This window comes from Acinetobacter sp. YH12200 (genome assembly GCF_013418175.1).
Lineage (GTDB): Bacteria > Pseudomonadota > Gammaproteobacteria > Pseudomonadales > Moraxellaceae > Acinetobacter > Acinetobacter pseudolwoffii.
Map to the genome: position 1 here is coordinate 1 of NZ_VPCO01000014.1, position 18,530 is coordinate 18,530.

The window sequence follows — 18,530 nt, forward strand, 5'->3', positions numbered from 1 at the left end:
TGAATTTGCTGCCAGATATCATCGGTGAGAAGAGTACGTGCCATTGAAAAAATATAGAAATCAAAAGAGCTTAAAGGAGGATTTTAAGTATTTAAAACCAATTTTTCAAATGAGGACACGCCCTAGTAATAATCAAATAAAAATGCATAGAAATTTAGGGAATAAATTTTATGAAAAAGCCGATTTCTCTATTCGGATTCGCTGTTGTCTCGGGTTTACTTAGTGCCTGTGGCGGCGCAAGCGGCAGTGATTCAGATCGTGCTGCAGTGACCACGCCTCCAAATGTTCCTAAGGAAAGCATTTCCCCTGAACTTTCAAAAGAGTTTATCCCTTTTGAAAATCAGAAAATCTTAGATAAAATTCGCGATAAAATTTCTGGAAATAGCAGTAATGATACCGACTATAACGTTGCCTTGGGTCACATGATTGGTGAGGTATTTGGAGATTATCCCTATGGCCGCACTGGCCGTATCATCAAGATCTATAATCTGGGTATAAACAGTATTAAATATCCAAATCTGATCTGTTCGGAAGTAAATACCAATGGTGCGGTTAAGACGCTGAAATTAAAAGATAATAAAGGCAATTGTGTGGTTCTGGATAAAACCTATCGTAAAGGTTCGAGCATCACTCAGACCGTAAATGGCGATACTACGACTTTAACTTTCACCAATGTCCGCTATGGCTCAAATGTAGATTTTAATCACAAGGATGATTATCTGATTTCTGGCACGATTGTGCATCGTAAAAGTAAAGATGCATTAGGGCAATCCGAGTTTTATCAAATCGATCAGTTAGAATTTCAGCGTATAGCAGAGACGGATCAGGCCGGCGCTTCGGGTACGGAATTTAACAGCAAGAGTAAGGAGTATTTGCAGGTAAGAAATTATCGTTATAGCCTAGTCGATGATTATGGTCGTGAGAGCAAAGGTATCCGTACCTTAAGCAGTCGTGGCACGATTATCGGTCAGCCTGCTCTGGCAGATTATCGTTACAGTTTTGACTTTGATACCACCACACCATTCAAGATGGATGAAACTGTATTAAATAATTATAAGCATTTGTCAAAAGAGGGTGTACTGAAAATTACTGACCGTTATGATCAGGTGATTGAAGTGAAACAGAAGCAGCCTGAATCGTTAAAGGCCACCGTTTATTTTAATGGTAGCGAGATTGATGACTTGTTCTGGTCTACGATTATTGGTGATAAAAACTAAGATTGAGGTGAGTAAAAAGCTCCGTACTGGCGGAGCTTTTTATTTTTTGAGTAGTAATAATTTACAAAGAGTTTAACTGCTGCGACCCAATCCAGTGCTTGGAAAACTGATACGCGGCACGTCCCGAACGTTGACCGCGTGCCTGACACCAGCGCAAGGCTTCGGCTCGGGTTTCCGGGGTCAATTCCATCTCAGCTTTTTTAAGATAATGCTCTACAATTTCCAGATATAAATTCTGATCCATTGGATAAAAAGACAGCCATAAGCCGAAACGGTCAGATAGCGAAATCTTCTCTTCAATTGCTTCCTGAGGATGTAGCTCAGTATATTGCGGAACATCGACCCGGGTGACAGGCGTATTTTCATGCATAAATTCTGGCAGTAAATGGCGGCGGTTACTGGTCGCATAAATCACAAAATTACTCGAACCCGATTGCAATGAACCATCTAATACACTTTTTAAACTGCGATAATTTTCATCTTCTGCATTAAAGGCCAGATCATCACAATAGACAATAAACTTTTCAGGACGGTCTGCAATCAGTTTCTGAATTTCCGGAAGTTCTGACAAGTCATCGCGTTCAATCTCAATCAGGCGTAAACCTTGCGCTGCGTATTCGGTCAGCAGAGCACGAACGATAGAGGATTTACCGGTACCACGCGAACCAGTCAGCAAGACATCATTGGCAGGCAAGCCATTTAAGAACTGTAAAGTATTCTGGATGACTTTTTCTTTTTGTCGCTCAATCCCTTTTAAATCGGCCAGTTCCATCTGTCTAAGCTGATGAATGGGCTTGAGTTCACCCTGTTGCCATTTATAGGCATGTGCAGAAAAATCAGGAGCATGTTTCAGCTCGGGTAGGCTTTGCTGAAGTTGCAGCAGAACAGTCGAAAGGGTATTCAAGATATTGTCAGGTAACTCAATTTTCGCCATGATCTCAGCATTACAGATTTAAAATTATGTCTAGGATACTATCACCCTAAAATTCACAGTCAAAGCCTGAAAAGTGTGATAATTTGCTTAAAGCAGAGAATTTTCGCTATTGTTGTTATGAACAGATCGGTGCATATTTTCTACGCAGTGCAAGATGAATGAAAAATACAATATAGGGAAGAAGGCAGATGCTGTTTAAAGATTTTACTCAGGACATTAATCCACATCAGGCCTATCGTATTAAAAAACTCAAGCAGCAGCTGCAACAAGCTGAGTCCTATGAGGAATGGAAATATATTGCGCTAAAAATAGATGAAGAATCCGGGGCGCAAGAATGGAAATTCGACAATAGTTCTCCCTATTTTGATGCAGAAGTTATTGCGCATCGTTTGGGTAAATTAAGACGCTATAGACAACAGAAACGTACCCACGACCTGATGTATATTCTGCGCGAAGGTCTAAGCTACGATATCGCCAATATTGCCCATCCTTTATTGTTCACCGAAGCCTATGTCGGCACCAAAAGAATTATTGAAGATTATGTGGAGCAGGTTAGTCAGGGGCTGGCACATATCGCTTCAACAGACTGTAGCTGTTTAAATATTGAAGAAAAAATTGAATTTTTTAAAGGCTGTCAGCGTGCCTATGGTCAGCCGGCCCTGATGTTTTCCGGTGGCTCGACCTTGGGTCTGTTTCATACCGGCGTTTGTAAGGCTATGATGGAGCAGGATTTATTGCCAAAGGTCATGTCAGGTTCTAGTGCAGGTGCTATCATGACGGCAATGTTGGGTGTATCCAAACCCTCGCAGTATGTCGATCTTTTGAAGGGGCATAATTTTTTTCATGAGGCTTTTCATTTCCGAACCATGGGTGAATTGCTGAAAGGCAATGGAGGTCTGGCAGATGTCAAATACCTGAAAAAATTTCTGGTCGAAAATTTAGGCGATCTGACCTTTGAAGAAGCACTCAAAACCTCAGGTCTGCATATCAATATTGCTGTTGCCCCCTATGATTCGGCGCAGGATGCCCGTATTTTAAATGCCTATACTTCTCCGGATGTGCTGGTCTGGAGTGCGGTATTGGCCTCTTGTGCAGTCCCTATTCTGTTTCCGCCAGTACGCCTGACCAGTAAGCGTTATGATGGTGAATATACCCCTTATATGGGAGCAACACGTTGGGTCGATGGCAGTGTACGCAGTGATTTCCCGCAGGAAAAAATGGCCCGGTTATACAATATCAATTACACCATTGCCAGCCAGGTCAATCCGCATATCGTGCCATTTATGCAAGATGATGTTGCACGTTTCCGCAAAGGTACCTTAAGCTGGCCACAACGGATTGTACGCCGTCAGGGTGCGGTGATTACCAAAGGAATGATGGATTTTGCCCGGGAACATGCCGGAAGCTTGCCACCTGTACGCCGTATACTCGATCACGGCTATGGGGTGGTCGATCAGCGTTATTATGGCGATGTGAATATTGTCGGTAAATATAGCCTGCGCCACTATAGCTATATGCTGCAAAATCCACGGCCCTATCTCTTTAAAATCTTGCAGCGCGAAGGCGAACGGGCCACTTGGCCAAAAATTTCCTTAATTGAGACTCAGGAACGGGTGGGGAAAACTATTCAGCATTGTCTGGAGCTGCTAAATTATCAATATACTGCTGATCCAAAGCCTGAATATATTGCAACCACTTAATTTAGATCATCTTGATACTTTCGATTTTCAACCAAGAACCAAAACCCGCAGTCTGAGTTTTGGCCGACGCCTGTATTATGCTGCGGGTCAGCCCGCATTCTGGCTAAAAACTCAAGTGTCGACTAAATCTGACAGCTCAATATCATCTCCGCATGCAAAGCTGGGCTTGCAGCAGGAGCTGAATTTTTATCAAACGCATAGCCGTTCGAGTGATCTGAACTTTTTCCTTCCGCATCAAATCATTCAACAGCCATTCACCATTCAACATGAACAATTTGAGCAGGCTTTGATTCTGGTCGATGCACCAGCACATTTTCAGATCATGCCAGATCAACTTTCTGTAACGCAGATTCGACAACATTTGCTGCAAGCGGTAGAACCTTTAATCTGCCTGCAACAGCTGGGTTATTTGCATGCGGATTTAAAGCGGGAGCATTTTGTTGATGATCAGGGTAGGGTATGTCTACTTGATTTTGAACACGTCCAGCCTCTGGATCAGCTTGAAGTTCATAAGCTTAATGCGACACCACGTTATATGGCACCGGAATTATTCCAAGGAAAAGCCAAAAGCTTGCAGAGCGAAGTTTATGCTTTGGGCGTGATTTTTTATGAATGGCTGAGTGGACAGCGCTTGCAGGCAACTGACTATCTGGATTGGGCGTTTTTACATTGTCAGCGCCTAAAAGTTGAGTTGCCTGAACAAATTCAGATTTTTGAAAAGTTGTTAGCGCTGATGCTAGGCAAGCAAAAACAGCATCGGTTGGCAGATTTTAAAGCGGTTAAACACTACTTAGTGACTGAAATCGAATGAGAAAAATACAATAAAATCGGGATTGTTTCTTATTTAATCAAACGAGTGTTTTTTTCTTATAAACGGCTTGTCAGCTGGAAATGATCTCTATATTATACACAGCCATTGGGGACGTGGCGAAATTGGTAGACGCACTGGATTTAGGTTCCAGCGCCGCGAGGTGTGAGAGTTCGAGTCTCTCCGTCCCCACCAATTTACTTGAGTAATTGAGTAAACTGGCCGAGTAGAGGATTGGTGTAATGGTAGCATGACGGTCTCCAAAACCGTTCGTCAAGGTTCGAGTCCTTGATCCTCTGCCAAAGTTTGAAAAATCCAACGCTAAGTTGGTACCCCGATGGGGACGTGGCGAAATTGGTAGACGCACTGGATTTAGGTTCCAGCGCCGCGAGGTGTGAGAGTTCGAGTCTCTCCGTCCCCACCATCATATTAAAGCAAGGCTGATGCCTTGCTTTTTTATTGCCTGAAATTTATACCAGCTTTTTTAAGCTGTAAAATTTTGCTGTCTTTTACGCATAGGTTTAGTCTGTTAAAGAACGTTAGAAAACGGGTCAATGCTCAGGAAAGGGCAGAACTTCAGGAAACTTTGTTTTATTAGATGCAATAATTGATATTATCCAAGTCAGCTAAAGTCTAAATTTGAATATGTGATTCTCCTGTGGTGCGTATTGATCTTATCTGTTTCGATGAAACTAGGCGACAACAGTGCAAATAGGTCAGTATTTACGCAACACTGAATTAATTGTTTAAATTTTGATATAAAAGTATTTTCCTGCTACAGAATTGCTTGTGAATCGGGTCTGATCGCTATAATATACACAGCCATGGGGATATGGCGGAATTGGTAGACGCACTGTGTTCAGGTCGCAGCGCCTTCTGGGCGTGAGAGTTCGAGTCTCTCTATCCCCACCATTATATTGAAGCAAGGCTAATGCCTTGCTTTTTTATTGCCTGAAATTTTATACAGCAATTCTCATTGATCTTATTCTTAAATCCTTATTTTGCTTGATAGAACGTGTGTGACGGAAGTTATATAAAAAGCATGGTTGCATTATTTTGAATGCTGAGGCCATACAATATAAGGCTTGATCTGTAGTTTGTTTTTTATACATTTTGGTTTTTATGACACAAAATAAAGCTGAGACCTTTTAAAATACTGAATTTGTGGTTTCGTCTTCAAAGAGTCAAATTGTCTTGATAAATTTTATCAAAAGTAAAAAAATATAATTAACTGTTTAATTTCTAGCGGAATAGAATGTGATTGCTTGTAAAATCGCTTGTCAATGACGGTCTATCTCTATATTATACACAGCCATTGGGGACGTGGCGAAATTGGTAGACGCACTGGATTTAGGTTCCAGCGCCGCGAGGTGTGAGAGTTCGAGTCTCTCCGTCCCCACCAATTTACTTGAGTAATTGAGTAAACTGGCCGAGTAGAGGATTGGTGTAATGGTAGCATGACGGTCTCCAAAACCGTTCGTCAAGGTTCGAGTCCTTGATCCTCTGCCAAAGTTTGAAAAATCCAACGCTAAGTTGGTACCCTGATGGGGACGTGGCGAAATTGGTAGACGCACTGGATTTAGGTTCCAGCGCCGCGAGGTGTGAGAGTTCGAGTCTCTCCGTCCCCACCATCATATTAAAGCAAGGCTGATGCCTTGCTTTTTTTATTGCCTGAAATTTATTTAATCAAGATAAAAAGAAAAGCCCGTCGAAACGGACTAAAGATTGGAGAATAGAGTTGCTGAATCAGTGGAATAATTTATTTATTTTTCTGATTGAAAATAACCTGAATCAGGCTTTTAAATGATCTTCAAATTCCTCACCCAGCTGGATCGCGAGTGCATTACCGGCCAGATCACAGGTGACCAGACCGTATTCTTTTTTGAAACTGAAACTGAAACCACGATCATCAGCCAGGGTGCGTACGGAATATCCTAATTTTTCTAACCATAGTCGAAATGCAATCAGATTTTTAGCTTTAACCACTTTTTTCACGAGATCACTCCTTCATCATTGTTCTATCTTAAATAAGGGTGAGAAATTTTGTTTTAAAGGGCAAATTCCCATATTTAATTAATTTAATCTAATTTGAATGTTTAGTGAACATCGTATGCTCGCTAAAGAAGCAGTTTATGACTTAAGTAAATGATTTTTATCATATTGAATAGGTTGTAACTAAATATTAAGTTTTTATAGCATGTAAATAAACTTAATTATACTTTAATTTCAAAGGCTTATTTTGCTATTGATCTAAATTTGAACTTTATCAACGCCATAAAATGTAAGAATAAGGGAATGCCGAAGCATCGGCATATTAAGCTTGCATTGATTATTTAATCGGATCATTAGCAGCTGCTGGTTTTCTGAGCTATCGTTTGAGATGCATGCCCTATACTATCAAAAATGTAATTCTTGAATTAAATACGATTGCCATGACTGAACTGACGATTGAACACAATGTGAATCAGAAAATTGAATGGATGCAGCAACAGGGCTTAGATCCAGTTGCTGTGATGCTGGGACATGAGGACTGGTTGAATTTTACAGTGCAATCGAAAGTAGCCTATACGCCGTTTGGTAGTGCACGTCGTTATCAACCGGCCTTAGCTGGTTTGCTGCTGGTACGTGTTGACGAAATGCAGGCAGTGCGTGTCGTCACTCAAGACGAACTGGATGCTTATGCGCAAAGTCACCAGATTCTTTAACATGGATCTTTAACTCTAGAACTGATCTTTCAGGGTTCTCAAGCGCTGAAACTCTTCCACACTATCCGCACGCAGGAAAGGATTGGTTTGTAATTCATCTTCAATGCTACTTGGCAGCGTGCACTGGCCTAACATACGCAAGCGTTCGATATGCTCGAAGCGTTCCAGAATTGCCTGATTGTCCGGTTCGACGTGTTTGGCAAACTGGGCATTCGACAGGGTATATTCATGCGTGCAATAGACCTGCGTACGCGGCGGTAAGGCTGCCAGACGTGACAGTGAATGATACATCTGTGAATAAGTACCTTCAAAAACCCGGCCACAGCCCATGGCAAATAAAGTATCGCCACAGAACAGCACATCAATCGCATCAATGAAGTAAACGATATGGCCTAATGTATGGCCTGGTACTGCGATCACTTGAACATCTGCCCCATGAAAGCTGAACTGTTCTTCATGCTCAAGTGGATGCGTGATAAACGGAATTTTACTGAGTTCTGCATGCGGGCCATAAACAGGCAGATTTTGTCCCTGAATTAAGCCGGGCACACCGCCAATATGGTCTTTATGCCAGTGCGTTAACCAGATTTGACTTAAGATTAAACCGTGTTCGGCACAATAATCTTGCACCAATCCTGCTTCGGTCGGGTCAATGACTGCGACCTGATGAGAAGCCGTATGTTCCAGCAACCAGATATAATTTTGCAGCGAGTTCTGGACATCAATACAGTGAATTTTAAAAGGCATCATAGCGCATTAGACCAAATGAAGATTGAGAATAAAGTAGCATAATTTCAGATGCTCTGGGCTTGCAGATATTATCTGCTCATCCGGGATAATTTTTGTTTATGTCCCATTTAAAAAATTATACGTCCGAATCATCAACGCTTACCGCCTTGCCAATGCTATAAAATTGTCCACCAGTCACATGATGAGTACTTTTCCATTCTTCACTCACTACATGATAATGTCAGTGACTGTCGCGGAAGACCTGATCATCGGCATAGGTAGCAATCATCTTGCCAATAAACAGATCATGCATTTGCTGGTTATGCGGCCCTGGAATCAGCTCGCAGAGTATCCATGCAGCACAGCCTTGCCCAGAGAAATATCAAAACCAGAGAATTTAAATAACCTTAGGCCAGATGGTGCCAATTTTTCAGGTACATCATGCAGGCTCAGCCTACCTAGCCGATAGGATTTTTCTAGGAGAATACTTTGAAGATGGGGGGATGGTTATACCGCATCATTCACTATATTGGTGTATTTAAGTGGCTAGATTAGTTAGATTATTAGCATATTCAAGTTCACTCTTGCAAAAAAGCTTTTAAACTAGAGATTATTATATTCAGGACTTCAGAAAATGAAAATGTACCAGGTCGATGCGTTTACCACGGAACTGTTTAAAGGAAATCCAGCTGCAGTGATTGTGCTGGAGGACTGGCTCGAAGATGGCCTGATGCAAAATATCGCCTTGGAAAATAATCTGTCTGAAACAGCTTTTGTGAAAATAATTGATGCAGAAAATTATGCCATTCGCTGGTTTACCCCGACCAAGGAGGTGGATTTTTGTGGTCATGCAACCTTGGCCAGCAGCTTTGTATTATTCAATCAATTTGGTACGGCAAAAACGATCCAGTTTCATGTGAAAGATCTGGGGATCTTTGTGGTTGATCAGGATACAGATGGCAAGATCAGAATGAACTTTCCAATTCGCCGTGCAGTAGCCGTCACAGAATATCCTGAGGCCTTAAGACAGGCATTGAGCAAACCGTTTAAGCAGGTTTATCTGAATGCACAAGGTTATATTGTCGAATATGAATCGGTACAGGATGTGCTAGATGAATCACCTGATTTTGAATTATTAAAACAATTAAATGGCAAGCGTACCGCGATTACTGCTCAGAATAACTTTTTAGATGTCGCGATTACCTCGCAAGATACACAATATGATTGTATTTCACGTTATTTTGCACCGAGTAACGGAATCAATGAAGACCCGGTCACAGGGTCTATTCACACCGGAATTGCGCCGCTTTGGGCAGACAAACTGGGTAAAAATGAACTGGTCGCTTATCAGGCATCAGCGCGCGGTGGTGTACTTTATTGTGCTTTGCAAGATCAGGAACGAATTGAAATTTCGGGTTATGGCAAATTATATATGCAGGCTGAACTTTATCTTTAATCTCTGATTACATAGATATGCATGTCGTCAGGCAAGGCGGCATGTTATTTTAATGATTCAATTTAGAAAAGACTATTCAGAATAAGAATCATTCTCTAAAATGAGCGCGAATAAAAATTTACATTTAAAATCTGGATGAATAATGTTGGTACGTTATAAGAATTTAAGCTTGGCGATTTTGTTGTCGGGTTGTAGTGCGCTGAGTTTTGCACAACCTGTTTTGGTGAAAACTGAACAGAATGTGGAGGAATATCGTCTTGATAATGGTTTACGAATTATCCTGGCACCGAATGATAAAGAAAATAAAATTTTTATGAATACGGTGTATTTGACCGGTTCACTGAATGATCCTAAAGGAAAAGGTGGTCTGGCGCATCTGCTGGAACACTTGGCTTTTAAAGGCACTAAAAATGTCAAAGGTGATGAATTTCAGCGTCGGCTCGATCAATATACCTTAATGACCAATGCCAGTACCGATTATTATTCAACCAAATATACCAATGTCATTCGTCCTGAAAAAACGGCGCTCAGTGAAGTGATTTTTCTTGAAGCCGAGCGTATGGATCAGCTGGTTCTTCAGGAAAAATATGTACCGACCGAAATTGATATTGTAAAACGCGAACGCGAAATTCGTCTGGATCAGCCATTTTCAGTACTCATGGATCAGGTGTTTAAGTCGGCTTATGGCAATCAGTATTTGGGCCGTTTACCGATTGGTGATCTGAATGAGCTGCAATCCATCAATATGCAGGAATTGAACCAGTTTTACCGGAGCTGGTATGCACCGAATAATGCCTTTATGGTGATTTCAGGCAAGTTTGATAAGGCGGAAGTATTAAAGCAGATTGATAGCCATTTCAGTCCGATTCAATCGCGAAGTGTACCGGCGCAAGTGAAAGTTCCGGCTTTAAAACCTGAGCAGATTCAACAGCGTGAATTTACTGTGCAAAAGGGCAGTGATCTGGCCAAATTCAATATTTACCTGAATGGTCCGGATGAAAAGATCAAGACTGCTTTGGCTGTTTCGCCGACGCTCTATACCTTGCAACCGAGCGGGCATTTATATCAGAGCATGGTGGAAAGTGGAAAATCGACCATGGTGCAATCTAGCACCTGGCTGGATAAAGACTTTAATCTGGTGTTTATGGGCGCGATCTATGCACCCAATCATCAGCCAAAAACTGTGGAACAGAGCTTGGTTCAAGGCGTAGAGCAAAGCCAGCCATTTACCGAGGCCGAATTAAACCGAGTTAAAAACCTGACCCGCAATCAGGCTGATAATATTAAAAATAGCGCGACTGCATTAGGTTCACGTTTAAGTGATTATGCCGTGGCTTATTCGGGTGACTGGAGCCAGTATTTTAAAGATCTGAATGCGATTGAAAACCTGAATGTGAGTCAGGTCAATCAGGTTTATAGAGGATTTCTAAAACCTGAATATCGTATTTCTGGTAATATCCTGCCAACACCGGAAGATCAGAAAAAAGCGCAGGAAGTGACACAGACGGAAGTACCGAAAAAAACACTGGCCCAACAGGCTGAGACAGAAGAGCCTTTAAAGGATGTCAGTGTTTATCAGGCGGAAGTGAAGCAGTATGTAGCGCAATCCAAGCAGTATTTATCTGCCAAGGACAAGCAGATTCAGCGTGGTAAGTTAAAAAATGGCATTAAATACGCGCTATTCCAAACCAATATTCGCGATGACAAGGTATATGCCACAATTTCTCTGGATTTTGGGACTGCGCAAAGCCTGATGAATAAAGGCGAGATTCTGGATCTGACCGCGTATTTAATGCTGCGCTCATCGGAAACCCAGAGCTTGCAGCAGATTGCTGACAAAATTATCGAAGTAGGCGGTTCAGCGACTGCCAGCCCATCGAGTAATGGCCTGAACATACAGATCAGTGCCAAAAAAGAGAAGTTTGCAGAATTTTTCCAATATGTGGTTGATGTACTGAAAAACCCCGCATTTGAGCAAAGCCAGTTTAATTTGATCAAGGGTCAGACCTTATCCAGTCTGGATCGTCCTTATACCGAGCCAGATACGGTGTCGAGCCTGACTATGGCGCGAACCATCGAAGTTTATCAGCCCGGTGACATTCGTTTCCATTTTGAACCTGAACTGGCCACCAGGCAGTTTAAAGCAGCCACTCGTGAGCAAGTGGTCGCTTTGTATCAGCAATTCTTTAAAACGCATCATGCACACATTGCAGTGACTGGGGAATTTCAGCCAAAATCTATACAGAAAATGCTGAAAAATAGTTTCGCGGACTGGAAAGCGGCACAGCCTTATGAACGCCTGAAATCAGAATATCGAAGCTATCCAGCCCAAAAAATTCATGCCTTGTCTGAACAACGTGAGTTCGGTAGTTATCAGGCATTGCTAACCTTCCCGGTGGGGGCAGACCATGCAGATGTACCTGCTTTACAAGTCTTCCGTCATATTCTTGGTGACTCTCAACTGTCTTCCCGTTTGGCTCAGGAATTACGTGAAAAAAATGCGCTGGTCTACGGTTTTAGTGCCCATGTTCAGTTTAATGAATGGGCCGATTCAGGTGCTTTGGCACTGGGTGCCAATTATACCGCAGGTAAATCTGCACAGGTTTCTCAAACGGTGCATCAGGTACTCAATGAGCTGTTAACACGTGGTGTAACTGAACAGGAAGTGGAAGCGGCCAAAGCCAGCATTTTGAAAAAACGTGTCAATGCACTGGAAGATGATCGCCGTATTCACAGTATGTTGGTTCCTCAACTGGAAAAAGATCGTAAGCTGATTTACCGTGAAAAACGTGATCAGGCGATTGCCCAACTGACGAAAGCCGATATTGATGCCGTGATTAAAAAATACATCAAGCTGGATCAGTTGGTCGAAGTGATGGCTGATCAGTACGGTAAGCAAGTTAAAACATCATAGTGTTAATAAATAAAAAATCCTCTTACTTAAGGGGATTTTTTATTCTTCAATATAATTAAAAGCTCTAATTTAAGTTGCTTTTCTGGTAAGCAGGATTCTACTTAAAACGCCAGATAGCACAGCACTGGGTAAGTTCCACCAGAAAGTGGCAAAAAGAAACAGGAAAATCCCAGCTGATACTAATATTGCTCCAACAGCGATATCTTTATTAAAGGGAAGGTGAATAATATGTTGGTAATAATATGATGCGATTAAACTAGAAAAGATTGCTCAGCAAGTATAGAAAAGCCTATCTGATCGGGGACTCGCGATTATTTCCTCCCAGAGCATATGTATTTTCCTACTTTTTTTAAGGATTCAGACTCTTATTTTTATAATTTATAAAATGCTTTCGCATTCTCATAAAAGATCGGCTTTAATGCGTTTTCATCATAGTCCTGAACAATATCGCTAAAAGCATCAATGATATTCACGAGTGAGCTGCTGACACTGTCCATTGGAAAGTTGGAGGCAAACATCAGGCGTTCAGAACCAAAGCAATCTAAGGCATGCTGAATCAGGGGAGCTGCACGTTCCAATAATTCCTGTTTAGTTGCCAGCCGTTTCTGCTGATGAAAATCATGACCCAGCACCGGCATAAACAGGCCAGACATTTTAGTCGATACATTTCTGCACTCGGACAGTTCAGCCAGTTGATCTTGCCAACTTGAAAATATCTGGGCGCGTTCTTGTTCAGTCTTGCCTGTAGCTTTGCTCACCTTGCCAAATAAGCCGGCAGGCGTACCGAGGTGATCCAGTGCGATGGGTGTTTTAGGAAAGGCTTTAGCCAGTGCAGTCACATCAGCAATCTGGCTCGAATAGACCCAGGCATCAAAACTTAAGTCTTGCTGGGCCAGTTCCTCAAAGCCCTTCAGGAAATCTTTGTTGCGATAGAGATGCGGCTCATCGGTCCAGGCATGAATGCCTTTGTCTGGATGTACCGCAGCCATTTTACGGATGCCGCGAAATTTGGGAGAAGCTTCCTGATGCAATTGAATCAACTGTTTAAAGTTTTTCTGCCGCGGATCCGCCGTAGCGATAATGCCACCGAGCTGGATATTATGCTGATCAAAAGGAAGTCCGGCCACAAAACGGGTTTCATCAACCACGCCTGTACCTTTCTGATCATGCCAGCTGGCTTCAACATGCACAATTTGTTCGACTTCATAATGCCCCAGATCTTTGTTGTAGTTCGCAGGCAGATAAGGGGCGGTCAGATGCTCGGTCAGGCCAATGGTCTCAATCACATCTTTAGGTTTGAGCAGCCGCACCATTTTGTCCAGTAATTTAGGATATTTGCCAAACAGTTTTACGGCAAATGCTGCCGCGTGTGGGGTGTTGTACGGATCCCATTGGTGAATATGTGGGTCAATGATCGGGAAGGGAAGTTGCTGCATGCTATGCCTTGTTTTAGTGTATTTATTATTCAATTTATATGGGGCTAAAATCAGTTCGAAGTCAAGATGATAAATTAAGGCAAATAAAAAAGCCCCGCGGGGCTTTTCATATTTTAATCAATGATCGTGCTTGTGATCATGGTTATGCTTGTTGGCATGAAACTCTTCATTGTGACGGAAACGTAAATAGTTTTCGAACTGTTCACAGTATTCATCATAGTTATCTTCCAGCATCATTTGGAATTGCTGCATAATATAAGACATCACCTGATCTTTGGCATCGCGCATTTCGTTGCCATCTTTAAAGTTATTCGCTGCCACCCAGGTATTGAAACGGGCAGTACCAAATAACATGGCTGCACTGACTTGACCGCGCTTATCACTCGGTTTCTCCTGCGAGCCTTTTTCTACGCGACAAAACTCGTTGGCTTGTTGAATAAATTCATCAGCACGTTCAAAGAATGCCGCATTTAACGCTTCTTCTTCGGTTACATCGGTTGCTTCAATCTTTTGAACCATGAATTTTTCCTGACCATCATAAAATCTTAATGGCTAATTATAGGCAAAGCCTTGCAGAAACTAAACCTTTGCCTTAATCTAAAAATAGCCTAAGCATATAAAAGTGAATGCCATGCAGGATGCGATTGCGGTACAAAGTCTGAAAAGTGATATTGCCTTATTGCGCCAGAATATCTGGCCACCGGCAAATCTGGCCAATGTCGAAGGTCTGCCGATTTATTATGGAACCAAATCGCAGGTCGAAGAATATTACACCCAGTGGCTTGGTCTGATTGAAAGGGCGCAGGATCTGTTCCAACCTTTCATGGACGATGAAACCCTAGATGCTATCCATCTTCCCAGTCATTTAAACTTGCCGCTGTTTTATTTTCATGTTGACCGAATCAGGCTAAATAAAACCCGGGCCAAAGAATCTAAAACTTTTCGTGGTGTGGCCAGCCTGATTGAAAAATGCGGGCAGTTTGAACCCGAACAGATCGCAGCCATGCGACACTGGCTCGACAGTGACGATACCGCGGCTTTGGTGGCACACCGCGAATTTGTAGACTTACGTACTTATGTGTTTCAGCATGGTCAAAGTGAATATACACGTACCCGTTTTTATGTGAATGGTATCGTGCTGAGTGTCGAGCCACATTTTGAGCTGATCGATGCCCGTGATAAACCACGTAAGCAACGCAGTGATAGTTATAATGACCCTCTGGCCGATAATAATACCTGGAAAGTGTTTGGTAAATATCGCTAGCCCGGTTTTACCAGAAGGGTTTGGTATTTTCAGCAAACTGTTGTAAGCGAACAGCTGCCTCGGCAGATAAACGTTCTTGTTCAGCAGTCAGCCAGCCTAGCACAAACCAGGCTTTGCTATTTTGCTTGACATACGGTCTAAACAGTTCGTCTGCCACAAACAGGTCGTTATAATGCCCCAAGCTTTCCTGTAAGGGTTTTAGGGCTTTCAGATAAGTTTTCACATCCTTTTTAGGAAATAAGCTCTGTAAAAATTCTACGTTATAGCGCAAGCGTTTCACCCGTTTACGGGTGCGATGCCGCGATTCAATATCCAGTTCCTGATAGTTTTCGGCATCCTGACAAATTTGCTGATGTAACTTGCTCAAACCTTTACACAAAATTTTATGCGAAGATTTGGCTTTGCTATGCGTTTTTTCCTGACTAAAGCTGAGTAGTTGCAGTATCAAGTCCACTGTAGCTGTTTGTCTGAACAGCGCGCTAATATCTGGTTGTTTTTGTCGGTGTGGTGGTAATTTTAATAAGGGTGAGCCGGCTTTTTCCAGTTGCGGAATCAGACTTTCTGCAAGGGCATCGCGATCTCGGGTAGAACCCAGTTGCTGAAAAATATCTCGCAGCTGTTCCGGCCATTCTGGCTGTACATGTTCAGTCACAGACTGAAAAATTTTAAAGGCACTGCGTAAGCGCCGGATCGCGACACGTGCCTGATGCACATGATCGCTGTTATAATGATCAGCGGCAATCGCAGTTGCATTCGGAAAAAGATGAGCCAGACAGTTGGCTACGATTTTCTTTAAAATAGTAGCAATCTGATCTTTCTGCTCAAGTTCTAATGGCAGCTGATGCTGCACAGGCAGACTTTCTTCACCCTGTAATAGGGCATAACCGCGTTCCGATTTACTCCGCGTATCCAGCCATAAATCATAACGTTGAATCCATGGCCGAATGAAATCAATCAATTCGCTCAATTGACCGGATTTTAGCTCAAATTCGACTTCATAAATATCAATGGCTTGATCCTTATGGCGAATTTCCCCTACATCAAAGGCAATCTCAATCTGGCTATTTTGATGTGTTTCGGTCAGTACATAACGCGCGATATCTGTTTCAAATTGCAGAATAAGCGGTATATCCAAATCGCCAAGCGCCTGTTTCAGAATCTTTTTTGCCGGTTTGTGTTTGCGATATAACTGAAAATCACAGCTTTCAGGTGGGCTTTTTAATGTATGTTCAAGTTCAAAACGTTCAAATTGCTGCTCAGTAGGTGCTTTCAGGGTTTGAATCCATTGCTGGTCTTCTAGACGTTGTCGCAAGGCGATTTGATGTTGTTGGAGTTGTTGTGCTTCAGTATCGAAGTAGCGCGCACATAAACGATGCCGAGTCGGCTGAAGCTTCTGGAAGTCCTGTTCAAATTGTGCACGTGACGGTGACGGAATCTGGAATTTAAGCTCTATTTCTGCCATCGGGTCATTCCTTCTCGATGTAGGTTATACAGATCAATATAGCTCAAAGATTAGCCATGGTGTGATGTGCTTCTGCAACAAAAAAAGCACGCCGTAGAGGGAGCGTGCTTTAAAATATTCTTAAAGATATTTATTTGAGGAATTTACGGCTCACCAGGAACTGTTCTGTCGCCTCAAGCAGTTTCTGGGCATAGACTTCCTGTTTAGCAGTCAGCCAACCTAATACAAACCAGTCACTCGCTTCCAGTTCAGTTTGCTGAATATACACTGCCGAAGAAGCCAAGGTTTGATATTCACCGGCTGCAAGTTGTGCATCATTCAGTGCTTTGCTGTACTTCTGCAAGTTTTTGACGTCATAGATTGTGGTTAAGATCGGAAAGCTGAATTTGAGTTCCTGAATCCGGCTTGCCAATTGATCCAGACTTTCAAAATTGTTAATTTCAGTCTGGTTCATCTGTTCTTGCAGCGCTTTATACTGTTGTTGCAGCGTGGTTTGTGCCGCAGTTTTTAAATCCAGAGCAGCATGTTCATCTTCAGTTAAACTAAAAGTCAATAACTCCAGATAATGATGCACATTTTGCGTTGATTTGACTAGATTCCCCAGTTTTTCCTGAGCATACAGAATATCTTTACTCAGATTTTCCGCAGTGGTTGGATTTTGCAGGAAGCTGGCCAAGCTGTTTTGCATATGCTGCAAATGTTGTAAATGCTCGAACTGCTGCTTAAAGGCAGCCATTTGATGTGCCCATTTGTCCGAAAGCTGCGGATGCCAGTCTTTAAACAGCAGTAAAGTGAGATATAGCTGATCCAGTGCCAGTTGAGCCTGCTGAATATGTTCCTGCTGTGCAACTTGAGCTGAAATCGCGGCGATATTTGGCAATAAATGCTGCATCTGCTGCGCAATCAGACTGCATAGGGTTTTACCAGCGCTGTCTTTTTTACTGATCTGGAACTCTTTGGCGAAGGTGGCCGGGCTCACGCGTTGTGAGGTGGCCAATAAATTACCAATTTCTGCCTTGCTGCGTACATCGAGCCAGAGCTGATATTTCTTGACCCATTCAAAACTGAATGCCAATAAATTGTGTATCAACCCACTTTTTAGCTCAAACTCGACTTCATGTACCTCTTGTTCAGCATTTCGGGTACGGATCTGCCCAATATCCAGACTGACTTCGATTTGTGTGTCTTGGTATTCAATTACACGCAAGGTGCGGGCAATATCGGTTTCGAATTGCAGTTGTAGCTGATCAGACTGATTGCCGAGCGCATGGCTCAGAATCGCCTGTGCTTCTGGGAACTGGGTATAAATACTTAAATCCAGTTCAGGAGATTCAGTTAATTCCCCCAGATCATGATTATGTTCAAAGCGTTCAATATGGCTTTTACCGGCAGCTTTCAGGGTTTGCACCCAGCGCGTACCTTCCAGACGCTGACGTAGTGCTACCCCGTGCTGGGCCAGTTGACGGTCGGCAGTATCATAATATTTGGCTTGAAGCTGGATCTGTTGAGACTTTTTCGGATCAAGTGCCTTGAGCAGCGCAGTGCGTCGTGCCGCAGGAATCTGGAACTTGAGTTCAACTTCAACCATAATGATTTTCCTATCTGTTTAGTACACGCCAGCATGTACTGATATTTTTCGCTTTAATGAGATGCTGAAAATTCGGCGGGCAATCGCCGCAATTATATTTTTAGATGTATGCGTGGCAGATTGTAACCAAAATCAAAATGCATGTAAGACTTGACCTGCATATAAAAATATTGAACAGGAATTTAAATATTGGCTTTGAGCTGTTAATAGGGTTGCAAAGCGAGAGGAATTGCGGCTTTGCTTGGAAAATATCTAAGAATATTCGAGCAAATCAAGAGACTGTTAATTGGCCAAAATATACGCTAAGGTAAAAGAAA

General features: G+C 42.5%; 14 protein-coding genes, 7 tRNA genes and 1 pseudogene. 14 read left to right on the forward strand and 8 right to left on the reverse strand.

What is annotated here, in order from left to right; genetic code table 11:
• Nucleotides 1-170 precede the first annotated feature (170 nt).
• Nucleotides 171-1,217 carry a hypothetical protein gene (locus FTU90_RS10305; protein ID WP_180072552.1) on the forward strand — a complete coding sequence of 349 codons (1,047 nt, stop codon included), beginning with the start codon at nt 171-173 and terminating at the stop codon, nt 1,215-1,217.
• Between the two features lie 61 nt (nt 1,218-1,278).
• Here FTU90_RS10305 and FTU90_RS10310 read toward each other — a convergent pair whose 3' ends face one another.
• Nucleotides 1,279-2,151, reverse strand: coding sequence for an ATP-binding protein (locus tag FTU90_RS10310; protein ID WP_100358063.1), 873 nt, complete (start codon nt 2,149-2,151; stop codon nt 1,279-1,281).
• Nucleotides 2,152-2,339: 188 nt separating this feature from the next.
• Between FTU90_RS10310 and FTU90_RS10315 the strand changes: the two genes are divergently transcribed.
• The 9 genes from FTU90_RS10315 (at nt 2,340) to FTU90_RS10355 (ending at nt 6,290) form a co-directional block, all read left to right on the forward strand.
• Nucleotides 2,340-3,851 carry a DUF3336 domain-containing protein gene (locus tag FTU90_RS10315; protein ID WP_180072554.1) on the forward strand — a complete coding sequence of 504 codons (1,512 nt, stop codon included), beginning with the start codon at nt 2,340-2,342 and terminating at the stop codon, nt 3,849-3,851.
• Nucleotides 3,838-4,662, forward strand: a complete 825-nt coding sequence (locus FTU90_RS10320; protein WP_005096595.1) for a protein kinase — start codon at nt 3,838-3,840, stop codon at nt 4,660-4,662. The genes FTU90_RS10315 and FTU90_RS10320 overlap by 14 nt, the downstream gene beginning before the upstream one ends.
• A 107-nt stretch (nt 4,663-4,769) precedes the next feature.
• Nucleotides 4,770-4,854 (forward strand) — tRNA-Leu (locus FTU90_RS10325).
• 33 nt (nt 4,855-4,887) lie between these two features.
• Nucleotides 4,888-4,961: transfer RNA gene (locus tag FTU90_RS10330), tRNA-Trp, on the forward strand.
• Nucleotides 4,962-4,998: 37 nt separating this feature from the next.
• Nucleotides 4,999-5,083 (forward strand) — tRNA-Leu (locus tag FTU90_RS10335).
• A 402-nt stretch (nt 5,084-5,485) separates the two neighbouring features.
• Nucleotides 5,486-5,571, forward strand: a tRNA-Leu gene (locus tag FTU90_RS10340).
• Between the two features lie 405 nt (nt 5,572-5,976).
• Nucleotides 5,977-6,061: transfer RNA gene (locus FTU90_RS10345), tRNA-Leu, on the forward strand.
• A 33-nt stretch (nt 6,062-6,094) separates the two neighbouring features.
• Nucleotides 6,095-6,168: transfer RNA gene (locus FTU90_RS10350), tRNA-Trp, on the forward strand.
• 37 nt (nt 6,169-6,205) lie between these two features.
• A tRNA-Leu gene (locus FTU90_RS10355) sits at nt 6,206-6,290 on the forward strand.
• Between the two features lie 160 nt (nt 6,291-6,450).
• Here FTU90_RS10355 and FTU90_RS10360 read toward each other — a convergent pair.
• Entirely contained in the window at nt 6,451-6,654 is a 204-nt protein-coding gene (locus tag FTU90_RS10360) for a hypothetical protein (RefSeq protein ID WP_005096596.1), read from the reverse strand.
• Between the two features lie 437 nt (nt 6,655-7,091).
• On the opposite strand from FTU90_RS10360, the gene FTU90_RS10365 reads away from it, so the two are divergent.
• Complete coding sequence (locus FTU90_RS10365) at nt 7,092-7,364, forward strand: hypothetical protein (RefSeq protein WP_074383176.1); 273 nt, start codon at nt 7,092-7,094, stop codon at nt 7,362-7,364.
• A 15-nt stretch (nt 7,365-7,379) separates the two neighbouring features.
• On the opposite strand, the gene gloB is transcribed toward FTU90_RS10365, so the two are convergent.
• A complete protein-coding gene (gloB, locus tag FTU90_RS10370) occupies nt 7,380-8,114 on the reverse strand; it encodes a hydroxyacylglutathione hydrolase (RefSeq protein ID WP_180072556.1) in 735 nt (244 codons plus the stop codon).
• 115 nt (nt 8,115-8,229) lie between these two features.
• Nucleotides 8,230-8,573 (reverse strand): annotated as a pseudogene (locus FTU90_RS16110) (flavin reductase); the annotation flags it as partial.
• Between the two features lie 154 nt (nt 8,574-8,727).
• Between FTU90_RS16110 and FTU90_RS10375 the strand changes: the two are divergent.
• The gene (locus FTU90_RS10375) at nt 8,728-9,549 is read left to right on the forward strand and encodes a PhzF family phenazine biosynthesis protein (protein WP_074382957.1); all 822 of its coding nucleotides are present in this window, start codon (nt 8,728-8,730) and stop codon (nt 9,547-9,549) included.
• 142 nt (nt 9,550-9,691) lie between these two features.
• On the forward strand, nt 9,692-12,463 hold the full coding sequence (locus FTU90_RS10380; RefSeq protein ID WP_180072558.1) for a pitrilysin family protein: 2,772 nt from the start codon (nt 9,692-9,694) through the stop codon (nt 12,461-12,463).
• Nucleotides 12,464-12,834: 371 nt separating this feature from the next.
• Here FTU90_RS10380 and FTU90_RS10385 read toward each other — a convergent pair whose 3' ends face one another.
• Nucleotides 12,835-13,899, reverse strand: coding sequence for an amidohydrolase (locus FTU90_RS10385; protein ID WP_180072559.1), 1,065 nt, complete (start codon nt 13,897-13,899; stop codon nt 12,835-12,837).
• 117 nt (nt 13,900-14,016) lie between these two features.
• Nucleotides 14,017-14,418, reverse strand: a complete 402-nt coding sequence (locus tag FTU90_RS10390; RefSeq protein WP_005096603.1) for a DUF3144 domain-containing protein — start codon at nt 14,416-14,418, stop codon at nt 14,017-14,019.
• A gap of 112 nt (nt 14,419-14,530) precedes the next feature.
• Here FTU90_RS10390 and FTU90_RS10395 point away from each other — a divergent pair, with 112 nt between their 5' ends.
• Nucleotides 14,531-15,163 carry a hypothetical protein gene (locus FTU90_RS10395; protein WP_005096604.1) on the forward strand — a complete coding sequence of 211 codons (633 nt, stop codon included), beginning with the start codon at nt 14,531-14,533 and terminating at the stop codon, nt 15,161-15,163.
• 7 nt (nt 15,164-15,170) lie between these two features.
• On the opposite strand, the gene FTU90_RS10400 is transcribed toward FTU90_RS10395, so the two are convergent.
• Together FTU90_RS10400 and FTU90_RS10405 are read right to left on the reverse strand one after the other, a co-directional pair.
• On the reverse strand, nt 15,171-16,625 hold the full coding sequence (locus FTU90_RS10400) for a CYTH and CHAD domain-containing protein (protein WP_180072560.1): 1,455 nt from the start codon (nt 16,623-16,625) through the stop codon (nt 15,171-15,173).
• 130 nt (nt 16,626-16,755) lie between these two features.
• Entirely contained in the window at nt 16,756-18,213 is a 1,458-nt protein-coding gene (locus FTU90_RS10405) for a CYTH domain-containing protein (RefSeq protein ID WP_180072562.1), read from the reverse strand.
• Between the last annotated feature and the right edge of the window lie 317 nt (nt 18,214-18,530).

Bases quoted from the DNA above. Each gene is read 5' to 3' on its own strand.
- FTU90_RS10405 (WP_180072562.1), bottom strand. From the start codon at position 18,213: ATGGTTGAAGTTGAACTCAAGTTCCAGATTCCTGCGGCACGACGCACT.
- FTU90_RS10310 (WP_100358063.1), bottom strand. From the start codon at position 2,151: ATGGCGAAAATTGAGTTACCTGACAATATCTTGAATACCCTTTCGACT.
- FTU90_RS10380 (WP_180072558.1), top strand. From the start codon at position 9,692: ATGTTGGTACGTTATAAGAATTTAAGCTTGGCGATTTTGTTGTCGGGT.
- FTU90_RS10390 (WP_005096603.1), bottom strand. From the start codon at position 14,418: ATGGTTCAAAAGATTGAAGCAACCGATGTAACCGAAGAAGAAGCGTTA.
- FTU90_RS10315 (WP_180072554.1), top strand. From the start codon at position 2,340: ATGCTGTTTAAAGATTTTACTCAGGACATTAATCCACATCAGGCCTAT.
- FTU90_RS10305 (WP_180072552.1), top strand. From the start codon at position 171: ATGAAAAAGCCGATTTCTCTATTCGGATTCGCTGTTGTCTCGGGTTTA.
- FTU90_RS10375 (WP_074382957.1), top strand. From the start codon at position 8,728: ATGAAAATGTACCAGGTCGATGCGTTTACCACGGAACTGTTTAAAGGA.
- FTU90_RS10400 (WP_180072560.1), bottom strand. From the start codon at position 16,625: ATGGCAGAAATAGAGCTTAAATTCCAGATTCCGTCACCGTCACGTGCA.
- FTU90_RS10395 (WP_005096604.1), top strand. From the start codon at position 14,531: ATGCAGGATGCGATTGCGGTACAAAGTCTGAAAAGTGATATTGCCTTA.
- FTU90_RS10365 (WP_074383176.1), top strand. From the start codon at position 7,092: ATGACTGAACTGACGATTGAACACAATGTGAATCAGAAAATTGAATGG.
- FTU90_RS10385 (WP_180072559.1), bottom strand. From the start codon at position 13,899: ATGCAGCAACTTCCCTTCCCGATCATTGACCCACATATTCACCAATGG.
- gloB (WP_180072556.1), bottom strand. From the start codon at position 8,114: ATGATGCCTTTTAAAATTCACTGTATTGATGTCCAGAACTCGCTGCAA.